Source organism: Pseudorhodoferax sp. Leaf267 (assembly GCF_001422405.1).
GTDB lineage: Bacteria > Pseudomonadota > Gammaproteobacteria > Burkholderiales > Burkholderiaceae_C > Pseudorhodoferax.
Map to the genome: position 1 here is coordinate 125,875 of NZ_LMMV01000001.1, position 21,075 is coordinate 146,949.

Consider the following 21,075-nt stretch of genomic DNA (forward strand, 5'->3'; position numbering starts at 1 on the left):
CCATGTTTCACTTGCAACACGGACCATGTTGCGAATGAAATCCGGGCGTTCGGCCCTGCAATGCGCACGTGCGCGGCAGAGCAGACCATGGAGTCCTCCCGCGTCGACAGACGCATTCATCGAAGGAAAGCACCATGTTCAGCAACACATCCGGCGTCGCCCTCCTGGCCGCGATGGCCAGCGCCAGCAGCTATGCCGCCCCCGATGCCGAAGCCCTCGCCAACGCCTCGGCCAGCCTGCAGCGTGCGGGCGAAGACATCCGCAATGCCCGCGTCGAGCTGTACTGCGACCACCGCCACGACGCCGTCGCCGCCATCCGCCGCGCCACGCATGCACTGGAAGATGCACCGCGCGCCATCGACCCCGCGGCCCTGGCCTCGCTGGACGAAGCCGTCTGGGAAGCCCGCCACGACCACACCGACGCGGCCGTCGCCGCACTCGACGCGGCCATCCTGCGGCTGCACGCCTGAGCGCTGTCAGGCCTGCGTGAGCAGAACCTGGGCGTCCGCGCGCCACCAGTGCACGGCGGCGAAGTAGCCCTCCCACACGCAGCCGTTGCAGCCGCGGCCGCAGCAGGTCGTGGGCTCGGGCGGCGGGGCGCGAAAGCCCTCGATGCGCTCGTCCTGCAAACGGGCGGTGACCTGTGCGATGAGGGCACGCGCCGACGCCGCATCGCTGACGACGGGCCAGTCCAAGCTCAAGCGCCCAGGTTGCGCAGCGAGGCCTCGATCGCCGCTGCCGTGGCCAGAGGCCGCTCCATGGGGAACAGGTGGCTGCCGTCCAGCATGGTCACGCGCCCCGGGTCGCCGCGCCCGTCGGCACCGATCAGCCGCGCCGTCATCGCCATGCCCACCTGGCGCATCTCGGCCGACTCGCGCCCGCCCAGGAAGGCCAGCGGGCACTTGAGCGGGTGGCGGCGCAGCAGCTGGTCCAGGTTGTCGGGCAGGGTGTTGTAGATCGCGGTCTCCACGTCGCGGTCGAAGCCGAGCACGCGGCGTTTGTGCTCGCCTTCACCTTCGTCGTGCGTGCCGTGCTCGATGTAGTCGGCCAGCACCTGCGGATCCCACCGGGCAAATACCTTCTTGTGCCGGAAGTGTTCCAGCGCAGCCGCCGCATCGGGCCAGGCATTGCGCCGCGCGCGGCTGATGCGGCCCGGCGAGACCGAGCCCACGAGCTGCGTGCGCTTGGCCAGGCCCAGCGTGGTCGCACGCCAGCCGCCCACCACGGGCGAGTCGATCAGCAGCACGCCGCGCGCCAGCGTGGGCGCCTGCGCCGCCGCCATCAGGCTCAGGAAGCCGCCCAGCGAGTGCCCGACCAGCCAGGCCGGCTGGCCGTGGCGCTGGGTCTGCTCGGTGGCGAAGTCCACCAGGTGCTGCACCAGGTGCGGCCAGTTGTTGGTGACGGGGTACTTGGGGTCGTGGCCGTACTTGTCGACCGCTTCCACCGTGAAGCCGCGCTCGCGCAGGCTGGCGAACAGCACCCGGTAGGTGGAGGCCGGGAAGCTGTTGGCGTGCGAGAAGACGATCAGGCCCGGCACGGCGCCCAGGCTCAGATTAAACGTTCGTTGGGCGTGGTGATCTTGCGCAGCGGCTTGCTGCGGCCCGCTTCCACCATCAGCGGCAGCTCGGTCGGGCCGCCGGCCCATTGCGGGTCTTCGATGCTGTCGAACACCTCGCGCAGCTTCTGGCCCCAGCTGCCGTGCAGCATGCGGAAGTAGGGGTTGTGCTCGTCGATGCAGACCACCTTGCTGGTCTGGAAGTCGTCCACGCCGTAGACCACCAGGTCCAGCGGCAGGCCCACCGAGAGGTTGGACTTGAGCGTGGAGTCCATGGACACCAGCGCGCACTTGGCGGCCTCGTCCAGCGGCGTGTCGGGCGTGATCACGCGGTCGAGCACGGGCTTGCCGTACTTGGATTCGCCGATCTGGAAGTAGGGCGTCTCGGGCGTGGCCTCGATGAAATTGCCGGCCGAGTAGACCTGGAACAGGCGCATGCCCTCGCCCTGGATCTGGCCGCCGAAGATCATCGAGCAGTTGAACTCCACGCCCGACTGGCGCAGTGCCACGGCGTCGCGGTCGTACACGTGGCGCACGGCCGAGCCCAGCACGCGCGCGGCGTCGAACATGCTGCGCGCGTTCCAGATGGTGATGGGCTCGCTGTCCTCGTGCTCCTGCAACTGCTCGACCTGCAGGATCTCGCGCACCGACTGCGAGATGCTCAGGTTGCCGGCCGACAGCAGCACCATGAAGCGGTCTTCCGCGCGCTCGTAGACGATCATCTTGCGGAAGGTGCTGATCTGGTCGAGCCCGGCGTTGGTGCGCGAGTCGGACAGGAACACCAGGCCGGCGTTGAGTTTGATGGCGACGCAGTAGGTCATGAGGGGGAGGCTTCCGTTGCCGCGGGCCCTGCGGCCTGTTCGCGGCGTGCGATGTTCTTCAAGCGGTACAGCGCATCGAGCGCCTCGCGCGGGGTCAGCGCGTCCGGGTCGATGGCGGCGAGCGCCGATTCTACGGGGCCGGGTCCCACGGCCTCGCTCACGGGCGGCGGCGCGAACAGGTCGATCTGCGCGCGGCTTTCGCTGGCCTGGGCCTCCAGGGTTTCAAGCGTGTGGCGCGCATGGTTGAGCACCGGCGTGGGCATGCCGGCCAACCGGGCCACCTGGATGCCGTAGCTGCGGCTTGCAGGGCCGGCCTGGATCTCGTGCAGGAACACGATGTCGCCACCGGCCTCGGCCGCGCTCACGTGCACGTTCTGCGCAGCGTGGTGCCTGGCGGGGAACTCGGTCAGCTCGAAGTAGTGCGTGGCGAACAGCGTGAAGGCCTGCGTGCGGTCGTGCAGCTGCGCGGCGATGCCCGATGCGAGCGCCAGCCCGTCGAAGGTGGAGGTGCCGCGGCCGATCTCGTCCATGAGCACCAGGCTGTGCCTGGTGGCGCCATGCAGGATCTGCGCGGCCTCGGTCATCTCGACCATGAAGGTCGATTGCGCATTGGCCAGGTCGTCGGCCGCGCCGATGCGCGTGTGGATCGCGTCGATGGGGCCGAGCCGGCAGCGTGTGGCCGGCACATGGCTGCCCATGCTGGCCAGCAGCACGATCAGCGCCACCTGCCGCATGTAGGTGGACTTGCCGCCCATGTTGGGCCCGGTGATGACCTGCATGCGCTGGCGCACCGAGAGCTGCGTGTCGTTGGCGATGAAGGGGGCCTGCGAGGTCTCGGCCAGGCGCGCTTCCACGACCGGGTGGCGGCCACCCTCGATGGCGATGCACGGCTCTTTCACGAACTGCGGCGCGCACCAGTTGAGCGTGAGCGAGCGCTCGGCCAGCGTGGCCAGCACGTCCAGCGCGGCCAGGGCCTGGGCCAGGCGTGACAGCGCGGGCACGTAGGCCTGCAGCTGGCCCAGCAGCCGGTCGTAGAGCCACTTCTCGCGCGCCAGCGCGCGCTCCTGGGCCGACAGGGCCTTGTCCTCGAAGGCCTTGAGCTCGGGCGTGATGAAACGCTCGGCGTTCTTCAGCGTCTGGCGGCGCCGGTAGTCGGTGGGCACCTTGTCGAGCGCACCCTGCGTGACCTCGATGTAGAAGCCGTGCACTTTGTTGAACTGCACGCGCAGGTTGGCGATGCCGCTGCGCGCGCGCTCGCGCGTTTCCAGGTCGAGCAGGAAGGCGTCGCAGTTGGTCTGGATGGCGCGCAGCTCGTCCAGCTCGGCGTCATGGCCGGTGGCGATCACACCGCCGTCGCGCACCATGGCGGCGGGTTCCTCCAGGATGGCCGCGGCCAGCAGCGCGGCGCATCCCTCGGGCGGCTGCAGGTCCTGCGCGATGCCGGCCAGGAGGCCGTCCAGCCCCGTGAGGCGCGCCGCCAGTTCGCCGGACTTGACCAGCGCCAGTTGCAGCGCGACCAGCTCGCGCGGGCGGACCTGGTACAGCGCCGTACGCGCGCCGATGCGCTCCACGTCGCTCGTGCCCTTGAGCTGCTCGCGCAGCCGGTTCCATTGCGCCGGGCCATGCGTCTCGCGCAATTGCGTGGTGGCCAGCAGGCGCGCATGGGCCTCGCTGCGGTCGCGCTGGGGCTCCAGCAGCCAGCGTTTGAGCAGGCGGCTGCCCATGCCCGTCATGCAGGTGTCCATCAGCGAGAACAGCGTGGGGCTGTCTTCGCCGCGCAGCGTCTGCACCAGCTCCAGGTTGCGGCGCGTGCTGGTCGGCAGGTCGATGGCCGCGTCCGCCCGCGCCACGCGGATCGCCTGCAGGTGCGACAGCGCCTGGCCCTGCGTGTGCTCGGCGAAGGCCAGCAGGGCCGACGCAGCGGCATGGGCCTGGGGCAGGGCGTCCGCATGCCAGGCCGCCAGGCTGGCCACGCGCAGCTGCTCGCACAGCTTGCGCTGGCCCAGCGCGCTGTCGAACTGCCAGGCCGGGCGCGTGGAGATGGCCAGCGGCCCGCCCTGCGGCGACGTGAGGCGCAGGCCCTTGATGCGCGCCTCCAGCGCGTCGGGAACGTCGGCGCCCAGCAGCAGTTCGCTCGGCGAGATGCGGGCCAGCCAGACCGGCAGATCGTCCACGCGGCACTCGGCCAGGTGCAGTTCGGAATGCGTGAGGCTGAGCCAGGCCAGGCCGCAGGCCTGGCGCGGGCCGGGGTGCAGGGCCAGCAGCACGGACTCGGTCTTGTCGGCCAGCAGCGAGGCATCGGTCAGCGTGCCCGGCGTGACCACGCGCACCACCTTGCGCTCCACCGGGCCCTTGCCCGTGACCTCGCCCACCTGTTCGCAGATGGCGACCGATTCGCCCAGGCGGATCAGCTTGGCGAGGTAGCCCTCCAGCGCGTGGAAAGGCACCCCGCACATCACCACCGGCGCACCGGCCGACTGGCCGCGCCGCGTGAGCGTGATGCCCAGCAGGTCGGCCGCGCGTTCCGCGTCGCTGTAGAACAGCTCGTAGAAATCGCCCATCCGGTAGAACACGAAGGTGCTCGGGTGCTCCGCCTTGATGGCCAGGTACTGCGCCATCATGGGGGTGTGGGCAGAAACGTCTACGGTGCGCGGATCCATGGGGGCTTGTGCTGCTGGTCGGGTCGTCGGTGGGGGCGCGATTTTCTCCAAGTTCCGCATGGCACCCGGCAGACCGGCAAAAACCCGTCCCGGAGCCGTCCGTTCCATGGCGCGATCCGACGGGCGGGCGTTTCGACTGATCTGTCGGTCGACAACGACTAATCTTTCTCGATATTAGTGGCGAAGCTAGAGCTAATTTGTTGAAATTGGATGGTGTTGCCCAACGAGGGTGCGTCCGATGTGGAGGGGTCCATGAAGCTTCGTCACCAAGTCATTGGTCTGGGAGTGGTGGCCGTCGTGCTGGCCGGACTGGTCGGCGGGATCGGGCTGTACCAGGCAGGGCGGCTGTCAGATGCCATCGAACAATCGGTCGCCATGGGCTCGGCGCTGCAGAGCAGCCAGGAGGCCGACATGATGCACGACGCCGTGCGCAGCGACGTGCTGCTGGCGCTGCTGGGCGCGCACAACCGCGACCCGGCCCAGATCGCCCAGGCGCGGCAAGGCTTGCAGGACCACGCCAGGACTTTCCAGAAGGCGCTGGCCACCTTGCAGCAGTTGCCGATCTCCGACGAGGTCAAGCAGACGGTGGCCCGCACCTTGCCGATGGTGACCACCTATACCGACAGCGCCACGCGCCTGCAGGCGCTGGCCGTCACCGACGCGGCGGCCGCGCAGGCCCAGGTGCCGGCGTTCCAGAAGGTGTTTTCCGACCTCGAAAGCCAGATGGCGCAACAGGCCGACCTGATCGGCAAGAAGAGCGAGGCCGTGCACGAGGCCGCCGCCGCCAGCGTGGCCACGGCACGGCTGCAGGTCGCGGCCTCGCTCGCGGTGGCTGCCGTGCTGCTCCTGTCTGCCGCGCTGTGGCTGGCGCGCCAGCTCTCGCAGCCCATGGCCAGCGCGGTCCACGTGGCCGACCAGCTGGCGCAGGGCGACCTCACGTCGGCCGTGCATCCCTGCGGCAACGACGAGACGCGGCAACTGCTCGACGCCATGGCGCGCATGCAGTCGCGCTTCGGCGACATCGTGGTCAGCGTCAAGAGCAACGCCGACAGCCTGGCCAGCGCCAGCGTGCAGATCGCGCAGGGCAACCACGACCTGTCCGCCCGCACCGAGCAGCAGGCCAGCGCGCTGCAGCAGACGGCGGCGTCCATGGACCAGCTCAGCTCCACCGTCACGCAGAACGCCGACAGCGCGCGCCAGGCCAAGGAGCTGGCCGTGCGCGCCAGCGGCGTGGCGGCCCAGGGCGGTGAAGTCGTGGGCCAGGTCGTGCGCACCATGAAGGACATCGAAGACTCGTCGCGCAAGATCGCCGACATCATCGGCGTGATCGACGGCATCGCGTTCCAGACCAACATCCTCGCGCTGAACGCGGCGGTGGAAGCGGCCCGTGCCGGCGAGCAGGGCCGCGGCTTCGCCGTCGTCGCGTCCGAAGTGCGCGGCCTGGCCGTGCGCTCGGCCGAAGCCGCCAAGGAAATCAAGGCCTTGATCGCCACCAGCGTGCAGCGCGTGGCGGTGGGCACCGGGCTGGTCGACAAGGCCGGCACGACCATGGGCGAAGTCGTCGTTGCCATCCGCCGCGTCACCGACATCATGGGCGAGATCAGCACCGCCAGCGACGGTCAGGCCAGCGGCGTCTCGCAGGTCGGCCAGGCCGTCACGCAGATGGACCAGACGACGCAGCAGAACGCGGCCCTGGTCGAGGAGATGGCGGCTGCCGCCAGCAGCCTCAAGGGCCAGGCCCAGGCGCTGGTCGATGCGGTGTCGGTGTTCCGCACGCGGAGCCTTGCATGAGCGCGCCGCGCCACGTGGCGCACTTGGCCCGCCCGGTGGCCCTGGTCTGCCTCATGGCGCTGGCCAGCACCAGTTGGGCCGGCCGCCCGCTGACCGTGGACGACGCCAACGTCGCAGAGGTGGGCGGCGGCCAGCTGGAAAGCTGGTACAGCCGCCCGGCCAGCCGCGACAAGCTGTGGACCACCGCGTTCGGCGTGGGCGTGCTGGACGGGCTGGAACTGGGCGGGGCGGTCGAGCGCGATTTCTCCGGCCCCGCCACCGCCACCGCGCTGCAGGCCAAGCTGCGGCTCACCCCCTCACGCGAAGGCGGCTGCAACATCGGCGCTGTGGTCGGCCGCGCGCACTTCAACCGTGGCGGCGGGCAGGCGACCTATGTGAATGGGCTGTTCACCTGCAACATCGAAGGCGGGCCGCTGCACGTGAACCTGGGCGCCAACCGCGCCGACGGCGGCCCGACGCTGAAGACCTGGGGCGCGGCCAAGGAGTTCGAACTGGGCGATGTCACGGCGCACGTCGAGCTCTTCGGCCAGCAGCACGCCAAGCCGACGCTGCAGTTCGGGCTGCGGCGCGAGGTGGTCAAGAACGTGCAGGTGGACGGGACGCTGGGGCGGTCCGATGGCAAGGCGGTGTTCAGCGTGGGGGTGCGGGTGGGGTGGTGAGCGCGCGCGGCGGTCCGCGGGCCATGGCAAGCGCCCCGGCATCGCCCGCTCGGCAACTGCGAGAATCGACCGCGCAACGAGTCGAGCCCGAAGAGCTCGGGTTGGTCTGCCGCGCCTTCCCCACCAACCAGGTGCAGCGCATGGTGCGCGATGGCGTGATCACCGATGCCGTGACCGTTGCCTGCCTCGGCCTGCTCATGCTGCATGGCCTGCTTTGAGCAAGCCGCGACCCGGGCCGCATTCGGCGCCCACGTGGCCTGGCATCTGCAGCGCAAGGGCCGCGCCTGCCGGTCGACGAAGGGGCGGGAACTGCCAACTTGTTCGTCTTCGAAACAAATTTACTCAGCGATTGGGTTGCATGCTGAGCGAGTGAGTGGCCCAATCCCCCCATGGCCTCCATTTCATCGATCTCCCTGAGCGGCATGCAGGTCGCGCAGCAACGCCTGCAGGTGTCCGCGCACAACGTCGCCAATGTGCAGACCGAGGGCTTTCGCCGGCAAGAGGTCGAGCAGCAGGCACTGCCCGACGGCGGTGGCGTGCAGGCGCGCACGGAGCGGGCCGCGGAGGCGGGGCCGTCGCTGGTGACGGACATGGTCGGCGCGCTGGCGGCCAAGAATTCCTTCCTCGCCAATCTCGCGGTGTTTCGCACTGTCGAGCAGACCCTGGGCCGTCTGCTGGACGACCGGGCCTGATCCCGCTCAGGTGCACAGCGCCCGGATCGATTCCGGGATCGGCACCGCGCGGATGGCGCGGTCGTCGCCATCACGGTGCGCCGCGAAGATGCGCACCTCCTCGCATTCCATGATCAGGTCGGGCGCGCCCGTGCCATCGGGCTGCGCGCGCAGCACGCGGTAGCTCTGCGTGAAGCTGCTGCGGCGCCAGGCCGACACGCGGGCCTCGATCTGCAACAGGTCGCCGTAGCTGGCGGTCTTCACGAACCGGGCCTGTGTGTCCACCAGCGGCGTGCCGAGGATGCCCGTGGTCTTCTCCAGTTCGTGCCAGGGCGGCACACCGCAGGTGGTGAAGAAGTGCTGCGAGGCCGCGTCGATCCAGCGGAAGTAGTTCGGAAACCAGACGATGCGTGCCGGGTCGCAGTCGCCGAACTCGACGCGCACGTGGTGCACGACGGTGCGGGAGGCGGGGGCTGCAACAGGCGTCTCGGGCATGCGGCATTGTGCCGGTGCACCCTGGTGCGGCGCCCTACAGCACCAGGTCGCGCGCGGCGGCCGCCTGGCGCAGGTCGTCCAGCGCCTGCTCGAACTCGTACTCGCCCAGCGCGCTTTCGATGCGCGCCGTGGCGCTGGCGCCCAGCATCTGGCGCAGCGCGGCGCGGTGGGCGCTGAAATGGTCGCCGGCCTCGCCGTCGCTGGCGGCCAGCAGTTGCGCGAGCCGCGTGGCATGGGCTGCGGCCGAGGCCAGGTCCTGCGCGGCGGGCGTGGTCTCGGCAACGTCGTCGCGTGCCAGTGCACGGCGCAGGTCGGCGATGGCCTGGGCCAGGTCGGCGCCGAACGCGGCGGCCGGCGGCCCGGCGTCGCCGTTGCTGCCGATGGCCTGCTCCAGCGTGGCGGCGCTGCGCTGCACGGCGGCCAGGCCGATGTTGCCGGCCACGCCGCGCACGGTGTGGGCGATGCGCTCGGCCGTGGCGCTGTCGCCCGCGGCCAGCGCGGCGGCGATGCGCTGGTCGGCGTCGGCCTGCTTGTCGGCGAACTGGCGCAGCAGCCGCAGGTACAGCGCACGGTTGCCGCCCACGCGCAACAGGCCGGCGGCCGCGTCCAGCCCTGGCACCGCGGGCAGTGGCATCGCCTCGGGGGCTGCGGCCGGGGCTGCGCGTGGCGGGGCGCCGGCCGTGGGCGCGGCGCTGCGCGTGCGCACCCAGCGCGCCAGCGTGTCGAACATGGCCTGCGGGTCGAGCGGCTTGGTGATGTGGTCGACCATGCCCACGGCCAGGCAGCGCTCGCGTTCCTCGGCCATGGCGTGCGCCGTCATGGCGATGATCGGCAGGTCGGCCAGGCGGGTGTCGGCGCGGATGGCGCGCGTGGCCTCGATGCCGTCGAGCACGGGCATCTGCAGGTCCATCAGCACGGCGTCGTAGGTGCTGCCGTCGCTGGCCATGTCCACGGCCTGCCGGCCGTCGTTGGCAATCACCACGCTGGCGCCGGCGCCTTCGAGCAGCTCGACGGCGATCTGCTGGTTGATCTCGTTGTCCTCGGCCAGCAGCAGGCGCGCGCCGCGCAGCGGCAGCGTCTCGGCCGCTGACGCCCCGGCCTGGGGCGGCGCGGCGCCGTGCGGGGCCAGCAGGCGGGCCAGCGTGTCGACCAGCGTGGACGGGCTGACCGGCTTGACGATGAACGCATCGACACCGGCGCGCTCGGCCTGCGCTCGCACCTGTTCCTGGCCGAAGGCCGTGGCCATCACGATGTGCGCCGGCCGGCGGATGCGCGCGATGCGCGCAACCGTGGCGATGCCGTCCAGCCCGGGCATGCGCCAGTCCACCAGCAGCAGGCCGAAGGGCTGGCCGGCGCCGGCCTGCTCGACGGCGGCGATGGCCTCGTCGCCCGACGCCGCCGTGTGCACCGCGAAGCCCAGCTCGCCCAGCAGGGCCGAGAAGATCTCGCGCGCCGCGGCGTTGTCGTCCACCACCAGCGCGCGCATGCCGCGGGCCGATGCCGGCATGGCCAGTCGCGCCGCGGGCGGTGCCAGGCTCAGCCCGAGCCGGGCCGTGAACCAGAACAGGCTGCCCTGGCCGGGGGCGGATTCGACCTGGATGCTGCCGCCCATGGCCTCGGCCAGGCGCTTGCTGATGGTCAGGCCCAGGCCGGTGCCGCCGTACTTGCGCGTGGTGGAGCCATCGGCCTGCGAGAAGGCCTGGAACAGCCGGGCTGCCTGCTCGGCCGTCATGCCGATGCCGCTGTCGCGCACGTCCACGCGCAGCAGCACGCTGTCGGCACCGCGCTCCAGTGGCCGCGCGCTGACGACGACCTGGCCCGCGTCGGTGAACTTGATCGCATTGCTGACCAGGTTGGTCACGATCTGCCCCAGGCGCAGCGGGTCGCCCACGAGCGTGGGGGGCAGCGCGGGGTCGGCGTCCAGCAGCAGCTCCAGCCCCTTGTCGGACGCCTTCTGCCCCAGCAACGAAGCCACGTTGCCCAGCACCTCGTCGAGCTGGAACGGCACGGCCTCCAGGTCCAGCTTGCCGGCCTCGACCTTGGAGAAGTCCAGGATGTCGTTGATGATCCCCAGCAGCGCCGTGCCGGCGCCGTGCACCTTGGCGATGTAGTCGCGCTGCTTGGGGTTTAGATCGGTGCGCAGCGCCAGGTGCGACATGCCGATGATGGCGTTCATGGGCGTGCGGATCTCATGGCTCATGTTGGCCAGGAACATCGACTTGGCCTGCGTCGCCTCGTCGGCCGTGCGCTTGGCCTCGCGCAGCGCCTCGGCGGCCTCGTTCTCGGCCGTCACGTCGTCCATGGTCCAGACCGCCCCGTGCGCCGCGTCGCCGTCGATGAAGCGGCCTTGCATGCGGCACCAGAAGCGCGAGCCGTCCTTGCGCATCACCTGCTGGTCGTGCCGGCCTTCGACACCCAGGCGCGCATAGGCCATGGCACGGCCCTGCGCATAGGACTCGTCGTCGGGATACCAGATGCGCGTGGGCTGGCCCAGCAGCTCGCCCGGGCCGTAGCCGAAGATCTCCTCCATGCGGCGGTTGCAGTGCTCGATGGTGCGGTTGCGCACGATGCAGATGCCCACGCCGACGGTCTCGAAGATGGCCAGCTGCGCGGCGTGGGCCATGCGCAGCGCGTCCTCGGCGCGCTTGCGCTCGGTGATGTCGTCGATCATCCAGATCGTGGCGCGCTCGTAGCCCGGCCGCGTGATGGCGCGGGCGCGGGCATAGGCGTCGAAGGTGCTGCCGTCCTGGCGCGCGGCGGTCCACTCGCCGCTGAACACCCGGCCGGCCGCGAAGGCCTGGCCCACGGCGGCGCCGAAGCGCTGCATCTCGGCCTCGCTCGGGTACAGGCAGCGCGAGTCCTGGCCGACCAGGCTGTCCGTGTCGGCGAAGCCGAACATGCGGGCGAACTGCGGGTTGGCACGCAGCAGCCGGCCATCGCCGGTGTAGACGATGCCGACCTGCAGGTTGTCCAGCAGCAGGTGTTGCTCGTCGGCCAGCACGCGCAGGCGTTCGGCGGCATCGTGTTCGTCGCCGATGTCGTCGATCCACGTGGCCAGCAGCGTCTCTTCGCCCACCTGCACGCGTGATGAACTCAGTCGTGCCCAGAACACGGTGCCGTCCTTGCGCACCAGCCGCGTCTCGGCGTTGCGGATGCGCTGGTCGCGCTGCATCAGCGCGACCAGGCGTTCGCGCCCTTCGCCCTGGTCGGCGTGCACGGCGCTGGCGCGCAGCGTGGGCAGCTCGTCCTGGGTGTAGCCGAAGATCTCCAGCCAGCGCGGGTTGACATGGCGGATGCGGCCCTCACGGTCGGCCACGAGCAGGGCCGACAGGCCCGATTCCATCACCGTGCGCAAAAAGGTCTCGCTGTCGGCCAGGGCCTGCTGGCGCTGCACCGCGTCGGCCTGCAGCCGGCGCAGCGCGTGGCGGGTGGCGGCCAGGCGCCACAGCGCCAGTGCGGCAACGCCGAACGACAGCAACGCCAGCAGCGCAAGCCCAGGTTCGCCCAATGTGTCTCCCGCCTTTCGCCAACGGACCTTGCCATGGCCACTGCAGCGAGCGCGGCCGGTGAGCGGCCGTTATAGGCCATCCCGGCGGGGCGAACAATAGGCAGCGCGGCTCAATCGCCGCGGATGCCACGCTCCCGGATGATGGCGCCGAAGCGTGCGGAGTCGTCCAGCGCCCGCTGGTGGAACTGCGCGGGCGTGAGCGGCAGTGCTTCGCCGCCCAGGGCCAGCATGCGCTCGCGCAGCGCTGGCGTGGCCAGGATGCGGTTGATCTCGCGGTTCAACCGCGCCACCACCTCCGGCGGCGTGCCGGCCGGCGCGTAGAAGCCGAACACGGTGTCGGCGTCGAAGCCCTTGAGCCCGGCCTCGGCCAGCGTCGGCACATCGGGGAAGGCCGGCGAGCGCTGCGGGCTGCCCACGGCCAACAGGCGCAGCTTGCCGGCGCGCACCTGGTTCAGGCCGATGCCGGGGTCGAAGAAGAAGTCGATCTGGCCGGCCAGCAGGTCCTGCAGCGCCGGGGCGGCGCCCCGGTAGGGCACGTGCACGGCGAACACGCCGGCCTGGCTCTTCATCATCTCGCCGGCCAGGTGCGGCGAGCTGCCGTTGCCGGGCGATCCATAGGACAGCTTGCCGGGGTTGGCCTTCAGGTAGGCGATGAACCCGGCGATGGTGGCCGGGGGCAGGTCGGGCCGCACCAGCAGGTAGACCAGCACGCGTGCCGCGGCGGCGACCGGCACCAGGTCGCGTGCCGGATCGAACGCCATGCGCGTGTAGATATGCGGGTTGACCGAGACCATGCCGCCCGAACTCATGAGCAGGGTGTAGCCGTCGGGCGCGGATCTGGCCACGGCCTCGCCGCCGATGTTGCCGTTGGCACCGGCGCGGTTCTCCACGACCACCGGCTGGCCCAGGGCCTCGGCCAGCGGCACGCCCACGGCGCGTGCGATCTGGTCGGCCGCGCCACCCGGCGGGAAGTTGACGACGAGCCGGATGGGCTTGGCAGGCCAGGCCTGGGCCTGGGCGGTGCTGGCACAGGCTGCGGCCAGGGCCGCGAGGACGGTGCGTCGGTGCAATTGCATCAAGGTCTCCTGGTGTTGTGCTGTGGTGTGTTCAATCGATCTCGATGTCCAGCAGCGTGGGCACGCTCGAGGCCAGCGCCTGCGGTAGCAGCGCGCGCAGGCTGGCCGCATCGGTGGCGCGCAGGCCCACGCAGCCCTGGGCCTGCGCCAGGCCCACGAAGTCGATGCCGGGCAGGGCGGTGCCCGGCAGCTCGGCGCCGGGCGCGAAGCCGAAGGCCGGTGCGAACATGTTGAGCGCCGCGTAGCCGCGGTTGTTCAGGATCAGGAAGGTGATGGGCAGGCGCAGCTGGGCCGCGCTCCACAGCGCCTGGATGCTGTAGAGGCTGGAGCCGTCGCCGATCAGCGCGATCACCTTCTCGCCGGGCCGGCCCAGCGCCACGCCCACGGCGGCCGGCAGGCTGTAGCCCAGGCCGCCGCTGCACATGGTGTAGAAGCTGCCGCTCTCGCGCATGGGCAGATGCTGCTGCATGACAGGGCGGGCGCTCGGCGCCTCCTCCACCACGATGTCGCCGGGGCGGCGCGCCAGGTTCAACTGGTGCAGCACGTAGGCGGCCGACATGCGTTCGCCCGCGGCCGGGGCTGCTGGCTCGGGCGGCGCGGCGCGCCGTGGCGGCGCCTGCCGGGCGCCGCCGGCCACGGGCCGGGCCAGCAGGTCCAGCACGCCCAGCCGGATGTTGCCGACCACGGCCAGGCCCACCGGGCTCCAGGCCGCCATCGCCGGGTCGTCGATGAGCTGCGCCAGCTGCGCGCCGGCCGGCAGGTGCGGGCCCGCGCCCTCGACGTGGTAGGTGAACACGGGTGCACCGAGCGCCAGCACGGCGTCGCTGCCCTCCAGCAGCTGCACGATGCGCTCGCGCATGGCGGGCAGGAAGCCGGCGAACAGCGGGTGGTGTTCGGGAAAGCCCGCGCGGCCCGACATGGGCGCCACCCACACGCGGGCCTGGTAGCGCTCGGCCAGCGCGACCACGGCGTCCCAGGCGCCGGCGCGGTCCACGGCCGCGCCTACCACCAGGGCCGGGCGGCGGCTGGCGTCCAGCTGCTGGCCGATGCGCTCGAGCAGCTCGGGCTCGGGCCGGGCCATGGTGCTCACGGTGCGCGGCGCCACAGGCTGCGCTGGCCGCGCCCAGTCGTCCGCCGGGATCGACACCAGCACCGGCCCCTTGGGCTCCTGCATGGCCATGTAGTAGGCGCGGGCGATGGCCAGCGGCACGTCCTGCGCACGCGCCGGCTCGCAGCTCCATTTGACGTAGGGCTTGGGCAGCTCGGTGGCCTGGGCCGAGAACAGGAAGGGCTCGAACGGCAGGATGGACCGCGCCTGCTGCCCGGCCGTGATCACCAGCGGCGTGCGGTTCTTGTGCGCCGTGAAGATGTTGCCCATGGCGTGGCCCACGCCGGCGGCCGAATGCAGGTTGATGAAGGCCGCATTGCCGGTCGCCTGGGCGTAGCCGTCGGCCATGCCGACCACGACCGATTCCTGCAGGCCCAGCACGTAGCGGAAGTCGGCCGGGAAATCCAGAAACAGCGGCAGTTCGGTGGAGCCCGGGTTGCCGAAGATGGTCGTCATGCCCAGGCTGCGCAGCAGGTCGAGCACGGCATGGCGCACGGTGGTGGGTTCGGTGGTGGCAGATTCGGTCATGTGCGTGGGGATCGGTGGCGTTGGTGGGCTGGGCCGGCCATCTTCGGGCGCTGCGGCGCGCGCGCAATAGGGCCTGCCCCGCGGGCCGCCGTGCGGCTGTCGGCCACCGCCCGCGCGCATGGGGGCGATTTGCCTACGGGGATGCCGGGCCTTGGCGGCTGCATGCAATCGGTTTGCGCGTGCAGGATGCAAGCCATGCAGGCCACCGCTTTTGCGGACCGTTCCAGATCCTGGCCTGCACGCTTTCATCACGCCATCCGAGGATTTTCCCCATGACCCCCAACACCTCCCTCCACCGCCGCGTCGCCCGTCCTGCCGCTGCCGTGCTGGCGCTGAGCGCCGCCCTGTTCCTGGGAGCCTGCGCCAGCAAGGGCCCGCCACCGACCGACGCGCTGGCCACGGCCCGCGCCGCGATCACGCAAGCCGAAGCCGCCCAGGCCGGCCAGCTTGCGCCGGTCGAACTGCTGGCCGCTCGTGACAAGCTCGTGAAGGCGGATGCCGCCATGCGCGCCGAGCAATTCCCCGAGGCCCGCCGCCTGGCCAACCAGGCCGAGGCCGATGGCGTGCTGGCCGAGCGCAAGGCACGCGCCGAGCGTTCGCGCCAGGCGGCCGTGGAGCTGGACCGCGCCAACGCTGCGCTCAAGCAGGAAGCCGGCAAGCGCACCACGCAGTAAGCCGCCGCGCTGCCCATCCATTCACATTCGGCCCGCGCGCTGCAGATGCGGCGGCGCAGCCGACACCCCAAGGAAACCGCCATGAACATCTCTTTCTCGAACCTGCGCATCCACCGCGGCCTGGCCCTGGCGCCACTGACTGCCTTGCTGCTGGTGGCCTGCGCCTCCTCGCCCACCAGCAACCCGGCGCTGGAAGAGGCCCGCAGCCTCTACAGCCGTGCCTCCAGCGACGCCGACACCGCCCGCAGCGCGCCGCTGGACCTGCGCCGCGCCCAGGACGCGCTGCAGCGCGGCGACGCGGCGCTCAAGGCCGGTGAGGACCTGAACACTGTGGAGCACTATGCCTACCTGGCGCGCCAGAGCGCCAACACGGCGCTGCAGTCCGGCGACATCGCCCGCTCCGAGCAGGCCGTGACCGCCGCCGCGGCCGAGCGCAACCGCATCCTGATCAGCGCGCGTGGTGCCGAGGCCGACCAGGCCCGTGCCCAGGCCGAGCGGGAACGCCAGCAGGCCGAGCTGGCGCGCAGCCAGGCACAGCAGCAGGGCGCTGCCGCGCAGGCCGCCCAGGCCCGCGTGGCGCGGCTGCAGCAGGAGATGGCCGCGCTGCAGGCGCAGCAGACCGAGCGCGGCATGGTGCTGACCCTGGGCGACGTGCTGTTCGACACCGGCCGTGCCGAGCTCAAGCCCGGTGCCTTCGCCACGCTGGACCGCCTGGCCCAGTTCATGCGCGACAACCCCGAGCGCACGCTGGACATCGAAGGCCACACCGACTCCACCGGCTCCGATGCGCTGAACCTGGCGTTGTCGCAGCAACGCGCGGAATCGGTGCGCGGCGCGCTGGTCGCGCGTGGCGTGGACGGCGGCCGCATCGTCACCAAGGGCTTGGGCAAGGCCGTGCCCGTGGCGAGCAACGACACCGGCGAAGGCCGCCAGCGCAACCGGCGCGTGGAGATCGTGATCTCCAACACGCGCGGCTAGGCTCCGATTGCCTTGCAGGCTGGCACGCCGCCCGCGTCCAGCCAAGCCCGCACGCAGGCCCGGAACGCTTCGGGCTTGTCGAGCATGACCCAGTGCCCGGTCGGCAGCGCCTGCACAGCGCTGCCGGGCCGGGCTTTCAATTGGGCAATCCATTCGGGTGAATGGAACATGAAGAGCTTGCGCTCGCCATAGATGTACAGCACCGGGCAGGCCAGGTCCGCTACCGTCGCCAGCCCCGAGAGGCCACCGGCCGTGCCGAACCAGCGCATGGCATTACGGGTAGCCCATCTGCGCGCCGATCTGTCCAGGTGTGGCGCGGCAGCGCAGCCGGCGCGCCATCCACCGCGCCATGCGCGTGCCCAGGCCGCCGCCCAGCTTGTAGGCCACGGCCAGCCACACCTGGTAACCGAACACCATGCGCCGGCCCTTGGGCCCCAGGGCGCGCTGCAGCGGCGCGCTGTTGTGGTCGCCCACGTCGACACCCACGATGCGCGCCACGCGCGCGGGGCGGCGTGCGGCGTACTCGTACCCGAACACACAGCCCCAGTCGTGCAGCAGCAGCGTGACGGGCGCGGCCACGCCGGCGGCGTCCAGCACGGCATCGATGAGCTGCACCATGCGGGCGGCCGAGGTCGCGCGTGGCGGCTGGGCGAGGTCGAAGCCCGGCAGCGTGAAGCGGATGCAGCGGTAGCCGGTGGCCAGCGCGGCCACGGTCGCGTCCCACAGCGCCAGGGTGTCGGGCCAGCCGTGCAGCAGCAGGACGAGCGGGGCCTTGGGCGGGCCGTCGACGCGCACGTCCACGCCGTCGACGCGCAACGGGGCCAGGAGCAATGGCGGTGGCGTGGCGGGCATCGGGTTTTCCCTGGACGGATCGGTCGCGCATGGTAGCCAGCCCGGCAACGGCCGCACGTAATATCGGCGACCGCATGCCCGGTTTTGGTGCGCTGCCGGCCTCTGCGAGGTGGCATCGAGCTTGCTGGGCATGCAGACTTATCTCCGCTGCCTTGAGGTGCCTCCCGACAACATGACGAATCCACGACTGGCACTGACCCACATCACCAAGCGCTACCCCTCCGTGGTGGCCAACAGCGACGTCTCGCTGACGGTGATGCCGGGCGAGACCCACGCCGTATTGGGCGAGAACGGCGCCGGCAAGTCCACGCTGATGAAGATCATCTACGGCTCGGTGAAGCCGGACGAAGGCACGGTGCGTTTCGACGGGCAGGAGGTCCACATCCGCAACCCACAGGAGGCGCGCGCGTTGGGCATCAGCATGGTGTTCCAGCACTTCAGCCTGTTCGACACGCTGACCGTGGCCGAGAACGTATGGCTGGGCCTGGACAAGAGCCTGGCGCTGGCCGAGGTCACGCGGCGCATCAGGGCCAAGGCCGGCGAGTATGGGCTGGACATCGACCCCACGCGGCCCGTGCACACGCTGTCGGTGGGCGAGATGCAGCGCGTGGAGATCATCCGCGCGCTGCTGACCAACCCCAAGCTCCTGATCCTGGACGAGCCGACCTCGGTGCTGACGCCGCAGGCCGTGGAGAAGCTGTTCGTGGTGCTCAAGAAGCTGGCCTCCGAGGGTTGCAGCATCCTGTACATCAGCCACAAGCTGCACGAGATCCGCGAGCTGTGCACGGCCTGCACCGTGCTGCGCGGCGGCAAGCTCACGGGCGTGTGCAACCCGCAGAACGAGAGCAACGCCTCGCTGAGCCGCTTGATGATCGGCGCCGAGCCGCCCGCGCTGCAGCACCGCGCCGTGCAGGCCGGGGCCACGGTGCTGCAGGTGCAGGGCCTGACGCTGCCGCGCGAGGACCAGTTCGGCGTGGACCTGGACGGCATCAGCCTGGACGTACGGGCCGGCGAGGTGGTCGGCATCGCCGGCGTGTCGGGCAACGGGCAGCGCGAGCTGCTCTACGCGCTGTCGGGCGAGGACTGCCGCGCCGCGCCGGCCATGGTGCGCATCTTCGGGCAGGACGCCGCGCGGCTGCGCCCGGCCAGGCGGCGTGCGCTGGGCATGCATTTCGTGCCCGAGGAGCGGCTGGGCCGCGGCGCCGTGCCCACGCTGAGCCTGGCGCACAACCTGTTGCTCACGCGCAGCGACGCCATCGGCAAGAGCGGCTGGATCAAGGTGCGCCAGCTGTCGCAGCAGGCCGGCGAGATCATCGCGCGCTACAAGGTCAAGGCCGGCGGGCCGCAGTCAGCGGCCAAGTCGTTGTCGGGCGGCAACCTGCAGAAGTTCATCGTCGGCCGCGAGATCGACGCCAAGCCCAAGTTGCTCATCGTCTCGCAGCCCACCTGGGGCGTGGACGTGGGCGCCGCGGCGCAGATCCGTGGCGCCATCCTCGCGCTGCGCGATGCGGGCTGCGCGGTGCTGGTGGTCAGTGAGGAGCTGGACGAATTGTTCGAGATCAGCGATCGGCTGTACGTGATCGCCAAGGGGCGCTTGTCGCCCTCCGTCGCGCGCGCGCAGGCCACGGTGCCGCAGATCGGCGAATGGATGTCGGGGCTGTGGACGCATGCCGGTGAGGTGCAGCATGCTGAAGCTTGAGGCACGCCCCGAGCCGTCGAAATTCTGGAGCTACGGCTCGCCGCTGCTGGCGCTGGCCATCACGGTGCTGATCGGCACGGCGCTGTTCGTGGCGCTGGGCAAGGACCCGCTGCGCGGCCTGGGCGTGTTCTTCTGGGAGCCGCTGCGCGCCACCTATGCGCTGGGCGAGCTCATGGTCAAGGCCACGCCGCTGCTCATCATCGCGCTGGGGCTGGCCGTGTGCTTCCGCTCCAACGTGTGGAACATCGGCGCCGAGGGCCAGTTCGTGATCGGCGCCATCTGCGCAGGCGGTGTCGCGCTGATGGCCGGCAAGGGCACGGGCGGCTGGATCGTCGTGCCCATTCTCATGGCCGGCATCCTGGGCGGCATGCTCTGGGCCGGCATCGTGGCGCTGCTGCGCGACCGCTTCAATGCCAGCGAGATCCTGGTCAGCCTGATGCTGGTCTACGTGGCGGTCCAGCTGCTGGGCTACCTCGTGCAGGGGCCGTGGAAGGACCCGGGCGGCTACAACTTTCCGCAGAGCAAGACCTTCAAGGCGGTGACGCAGATCCCGCGGCTCATGAAGGGTTCGCGCATGAGCATCGGGCTCTTGATCGCACTGGTGGGCGCGGGTGCGCTGTGGATCTTCCTGTTCCGCACGCGGGCCGGGTTCGCGCAGCAGGTCGGCGGGCTGGCACCAGCGGCGGCGCGCTATGCCGGCTTCTCGTCGCGCCGCGCGCTGTGGATCGCGCTGCTCACCTCCGGCGGCGCGGCCGGCCTGGCCGGGGCGCTGGAGGTGGCGGGCCCGATCGGCCAGCTCACGCCCTATGTGCCGGCCGGCTACGGCTTCGCGGCCATCATCGTGGCCTTCGTCGGGCGGCTGCACCCCGTCGGCATGATCTTCTCGGCCATCCTCATGAGCATGTTCTACATCGGTGGCGAGCTGGCGCAGTCGCGCCTGGGCCTGCCCAAATCGCTGACCGGCGTGTTCCAGGGCCTGTTGCTGTTCACGCTGCTCGCCTGCGACACGCTGATCGCCTACCGCGTGCGCTTCACGGGTCTGCGGAGGGCTGCGTGATGGACGCCTACGCACTCCTGCTGGCCGCCACGCTCAACGCCGGCACCGTGCTGGCGCTGGCGGCACTCGGCCTGCTCATCAACGAGAAGGCCGGCATCATCAACCTGGGGGCCGAGGGCATGATGCTGTGCGCGGCGATCGCCGGCTTCGCGGCCGCCGTGCACAGCGGCAGTACCTGGGTGGGCTTTGCGGCCGGGATGGCGGCCGGGGCCGCACTGGCCGGCGCATTCGGCGTGCTGGTGATCTGGTTCAACACCAACCAGTACGCGACCGGCCTGGCGCTCTCCCTGTTCGGCACGGGCTTCTCGGCCTTCGTCGGCGTGTCGTACGTGCAGGAGAAGCTGCCTTCGGCGCCGCGCTACGCGATCCCGTTGCTGAGCGACATCCCCTGGTTCGGCCCGGCGCTGTTTCGCCACCACCCCATGGTCTACCTGGCGATGCTGTTCACGGGCGCGCTGATCTGGTTCCTGATGCGCACGCGCACCGGGCTGGTGCTGCGCTCGGTGGGCGAGTCGCCCGAGTCGGCGCACGCGCTGGGCTACCCGGTGCGGCGCATCCGCTTCCTGGCCGTGCTGGCCGGCGGCGCGCTGTGCGGCCTGGCGGGCAGCTACCTGTCGGTGGTCTACACGCCGCTGTGGGTCGAGGGCATGGTGGCCGGCAACGGCTGGATCGCGCTGGCGCTGACCACCTTCGCCACCTGGCGGCCGGCGCGCGTGCTGCTGGGCGCCTACCTGTTCGGCGGGGTCGGGCAGCTGGGCTTTTTCCTGCAGAGCCAGGGCGTGCAGGTGCCCAGCCAGTTCCTGTCGATGCTGCAGTACCTGGCGCCCGTGGTGGTGCTGGCCATCATCTCGCGCAACCCCGCGTGGATCCGGGCGAACATGCCCAACTCCATCGGAAAGCCGTTTTACCCAGGCTCATAATCCGGGCCGCCTTTTCGCTTGTA

Annotated in this window: 20 protein-coding genes; 10 read left to right on the forward strand and 10 right to left on the reverse strand. The window is 70.9% G+C overall.

Translation table 11 applies throughout. The features are described from left to right. Positions 1-134 precede the first annotated feature (134 nt). Positions 135-470 carry a hypothetical protein gene (locus ASF43_RS00610; RefSeq protein ID WP_056175249.1) on the forward strand — a complete coding sequence of 112 codons (336 nt, stop codon included), beginning with the start codon at positions 135-137 and terminating at the stop codon, positions 468-470. A gap of 6 nt (positions 471-476) precedes the next feature. On the opposite strand, the gene ASF43_RS00615 is transcribed toward ASF43_RS00610, so the two are convergent. Genes ASF43_RS00615 through mutS form a run of 4 tightly spaced genes read right to left on the reverse strand, consistent with a single transcriptional unit; the run spans position 477 to position 5,036 of the window. Further along, entirely contained in the window at positions 477-650 is a 174-nt protein-coding gene (locus ASF43_RS00615) for an oxidoreductase-like domain-containing protein (protein WP_235578154.1), read from the reverse strand. 47 nt (positions 651-697) lie between these two features. Next, positions 698-1,537, reverse strand: a complete 840-nt coding sequence (locus ASF43_RS00620) for an alpha/beta hydrolase (RefSeq protein WP_235578084.1) — start codon at positions 1,535-1,537, stop codon at positions 698-700. A gap of 11 nt (positions 1,538-1,548) precedes the next feature. Next, positions 1,549-2,376, reverse strand: coding sequence for a proteasome-type protease (locus ASF43_RS00625; RefSeq protein ID WP_056175253.1), 828 nt, complete (start codon positions 2,374-2,376; stop codon positions 1,549-1,551). Next, a complete protein-coding gene (gene mutS, locus ASF43_RS00630) occupies positions 2,373-5,036 on the reverse strand; it encodes a DNA mismatch repair protein MutS (protein WP_056175256.1) in 2,664 nt (887 codons plus the stop codon). The genes ASF43_RS00625 and mutS overlap by 4 nt, the downstream gene beginning before the upstream one ends. 252 nt (positions 5,037-5,288) lie before the next feature. On the opposite strand from mutS, the gene ASF43_RS32095 reads away from it, so the two are divergent. The 4 genes from ASF43_RS32095 (at position 5,289) to ASF43_RS00645 (ending at position 8,178) form a co-directional block, all read left to right on the forward strand. Beyond that, positions 5,289-6,827, forward strand: coding sequence for a methyl-accepting chemotaxis protein (locus ASF43_RS32095; RefSeq protein WP_200932398.1), 1,539 nt, complete (start codon positions 5,289-5,291; stop codon positions 6,825-6,827). Further along, the gene (locus ASF43_RS00640; RefSeq protein ID WP_056175261.1) at positions 6,824-7,486 is read left to right on the forward strand and encodes a hypothetical protein; all 663 of its coding nucleotides are present in this window, start codon (positions 6,824-6,826) and stop codon (positions 7,484-7,486) included. Before ASF43_RS32095 ends, ASF43_RS00640 begins: the two co-directional genes overlap by 4 nt. A gap of 23 nt (positions 7,487-7,509) precedes the next feature. Then, positions 7,510-7,704, forward strand: coding sequence for a hypothetical protein (locus ASF43_RS30295; protein WP_156373080.1), 195 nt, complete (start codon positions 7,510-7,512; stop codon positions 7,702-7,704). Between the two features lie 171 nt (positions 7,705-7,875). Further along, positions 7,876-8,178 carry a flagellar basal body protein gene (locus ASF43_RS00645; protein ID WP_056175265.1) on the forward strand — a complete coding sequence of 101 codons (303 nt, stop codon included), beginning with the start codon at positions 7,876-7,878 and terminating at the stop codon, positions 8,176-8,178. Positions 8,179-8,184: 6 nt separating this feature from the next. Here ASF43_RS00645 and ASF43_RS00650 read toward each other — a convergent pair whose 3' ends face one another. The 4 genes from ASF43_RS00650 to mdlC form a co-directional block, all read right to left on the reverse strand. Next, on the reverse strand, positions 8,185-8,652 hold the full coding sequence (locus ASF43_RS00650) for a thioesterase family protein (protein ID WP_056175268.1): 468 nt from the start codon (positions 8,650-8,652) through the stop codon (positions 8,185-8,187). 34 nt (positions 8,653-8,686) lie between these two features. Beyond that, on the reverse strand, positions 8,687-12,160 hold the full coding sequence (locus ASF43_RS00655; protein ID WP_056175270.1) for a PAS domain S-box protein: 3,474 nt from the start codon (positions 12,158-12,160) through the stop codon (positions 8,687-8,689). 110 nt (positions 12,161-12,270) lie between these two features. Continuing rightward, a complete protein-coding gene (locus ASF43_RS00660) occupies positions 12,271-13,236 on the reverse strand; it encodes a tripartite tricarboxylate transporter substrate binding protein (RefSeq protein ID WP_056175272.1) in 966 nt (321 codons plus the stop codon). Between the two features lie 31 nt (positions 13,237-13,267). Further along, a complete protein-coding gene (mdlC, locus tag ASF43_RS00665; protein WP_082497528.1) occupies positions 13,268-14,872 on the reverse strand; it encodes a benzoylformate decarboxylase in 1,605 nt (534 codons plus the stop codon). 272 nt (positions 14,873-15,144) lie between these two features. Between mdlC and ASF43_RS00670 the strand changes: the two genes are divergently transcribed. Further along, the gene (locus ASF43_RS00670) at positions 15,145-15,546 is read left to right on the forward strand and encodes a DUF4398 domain-containing protein (RefSeq protein WP_056175275.1); all 402 of its coding nucleotides are present in this window, start codon (positions 15,145-15,147) and stop codon (positions 15,544-15,546) included. Between the two features lie 81 nt (positions 15,547-15,627). Continuing rightward, a complete protein-coding gene (locus ASF43_RS00675) occupies positions 15,628-16,524 on the forward strand; it encodes an OmpA family protein (RefSeq protein ID WP_056175278.1) in 897 nt (298 codons plus the stop codon). Here ASF43_RS00675 and ASF43_RS30300 read toward each other — a convergent pair. Further along, positions 16,521-16,793 carry an alpha/beta fold hydrolase gene (locus ASF43_RS30300; RefSeq protein WP_156373082.1) on the reverse strand — a complete coding sequence of 91 codons (273 nt, stop codon included), beginning with the start codon at positions 16,791-16,793 and terminating at the stop codon, positions 16,521-16,523. The two genes, ASF43_RS00675 and ASF43_RS30300, sit on opposite strands and share 4 nt — an antisense overlap. A 4-nt stretch (positions 16,794-16,797) precedes the next feature. After that, positions 16,798-17,376 carry an alpha/beta fold hydrolase gene (locus ASF43_RS30305; protein ID WP_162241747.1) on the reverse strand — a complete coding sequence of 193 codons (579 nt, stop codon included), beginning with the start codon at positions 17,374-17,376 and terminating at the stop codon, positions 16,798-16,800. 172 nt (positions 17,377-17,548) lie between these two features. Here ASF43_RS30305 and ASF43_RS00685 point away from each other — a divergent pair, with 172 nt between their 5' ends. The 3 genes from ASF43_RS00685 to ASF43_RS00695 are packed head-to-tail and all read left to right on the forward strand — an operon-like array spanning position 17,549 to position 21,052. Beyond that, positions 17,549-19,075 (forward strand): ABC transporter ATP-binding protein, encoded by a 1,527-nt coding sequence (locus tag ASF43_RS00685; protein WP_056177943.1) that lies wholly within the window; start codon positions 17,549-17,551, stop codon positions 19,073-19,075. Continuing rightward, on the forward strand, positions 19,062-20,132 hold the full coding sequence (locus ASF43_RS00690) for an ABC transporter permease (RefSeq protein WP_056175281.1): 1,071 nt from the start codon (positions 19,062-19,064) through the stop codon (positions 20,130-20,132). The genes ASF43_RS00685 and ASF43_RS00690 overlap by 14 nt, the downstream gene beginning before the upstream one ends. Beyond that, positions 20,132-21,052, forward strand: a complete 921-nt coding sequence (locus ASF43_RS00695; protein ID WP_056175284.1) for an ABC transporter permease — start codon at positions 20,132-20,134, stop codon at positions 21,050-21,052. Before ASF43_RS00690 ends, ASF43_RS00695 begins: the two co-directional genes overlap by 1 nt. The last annotated feature ends 23 nt before the right edge of the window (positions 21,053-21,075 follow it).